This is a genomic window from Aurantimicrobium sp. (assembly GCF_036667855.1).
In the GTDB taxonomy this organism is placed as follows: domain Bacteria; phylum Actinomycetota; class Actinomycetes; order Actinomycetales; family Microbacteriaceae; genus Aurantimicrobium.
This window is the reverse complement of sequence record NZ_JAVWTF010000116.1, coordinates 1-1055: the sequence shown is the minus strand read 5'-3', so window position 1 is coordinate 1055 and position 1055 is coordinate 1. Positions and strand designations below refer to the sequence as shown.

Here is a 1055-nt window from a genome sequence, read left to right as displayed (position 1 = left end):
CGGCCGCTCGTCGAGGCCCTGCAAAAGGCTGCGAATACACATGGGGCGCACCAGCTGTTCCATGAAGACGTCCGTGTCTATCTTGAACTGACCTTCAGCATCGCTAGCCGAGGCCTTGCAGCGTTCGAAGCCGCCAAGCGAGAGATGGGCGTGGTGGACTTCACCGATCAGGAAGTTCGACTTCTGCAAGGACTTCGCGAGAGCGAGGTCGTGCAACAGGCTCTTCGTGAGGAGCTCGACCTAGTGCTCGTTGACGAGTTCCAGGACACCAATCCGCTGCAACTCGCCATCTTCATCGAGCTCGCAAGGCTTGCCAAGTGTTCGGTTTGGGTGGGTGATCAAAAACAGGCAATCTATGGGTTTCGAGGCACGGACTCCTCCCTCATCCAGCAAGTTCTGGACTCTGTCGAGAAATGGGGTGGCAAGCTTGGGGCCCCTCTTTCTGACTCGTGGCGCTCGACGCCGGCGCTGGTGAAGCTCACCAACGAAGTCTTCGTTCCTGCTTTTGCGCCATCTCCTGCAGCAGATGTCGAACTTGCTGCGAAACGCGAGCAGATTGCCGGCCATGTAGACGTACTGAATTGGTCGTTTGAGTCCCCTGTCAGGAAAAACCTCCATGTGCCAGCGCTTGGTCCCGCGCTGGCCAAGCTACTCGCGGGCGGTGCGCAGGTGTTCGACAAGGAGACCAAAGTGCTCAGAGCAGTGCAACCTGGTGACATCGCTGTGCTTTGCCGATTCAGGAACACGATGGGTGAGGTCGTCCGCGCGCTGAATCAGTGGGGGATTCCCGTAGCAGCGGAGCGACCTGGGCTGCTGTCGACCGCAGAAGCCCAACTGGTTATCGCCTGCCTGCGACGCCTTCATGACCCCGGAGACACGGTGGCTACGGCGGTCATAACAGGCTTGACCGAGTCTCTGGAACCAGAGCAGTGGCTGCACGACCGCCTTCAGTTCTTGGCCGACGCCAAGCTCAATGACGATGGTAAGTGGGAGCCACCACTGAGCTCCTGGAAAGTGAAGGGCGCTGGCGCTTTGCCGCTGTTGCAACGACTGGA

General features: G+C 59.1%; 2 protein-coding genes. One reads left to right on the top strand and one right to left on the bottom strand.

Features of this window, described 5'->3' with window-relative positions:
• The coding region (locus RR877_RS10590) for a hypothetical protein (RefSeq protein WP_332628247.1) at positions 1-216 on the bottom strand (216 nt) is incomplete at its 3' end.
• Between the two features lie 255 nt (positions 217-471).
• On the opposite strand from RR877_RS10590, the gene RR877_RS10585 reads away from it, so the two are divergent.
• The coding region (locus RR877_RS10585; RefSeq protein WP_332628246.1) for a hypothetical protein at positions 472-1055 on the top strand (584 nt) is incomplete at its 3' end.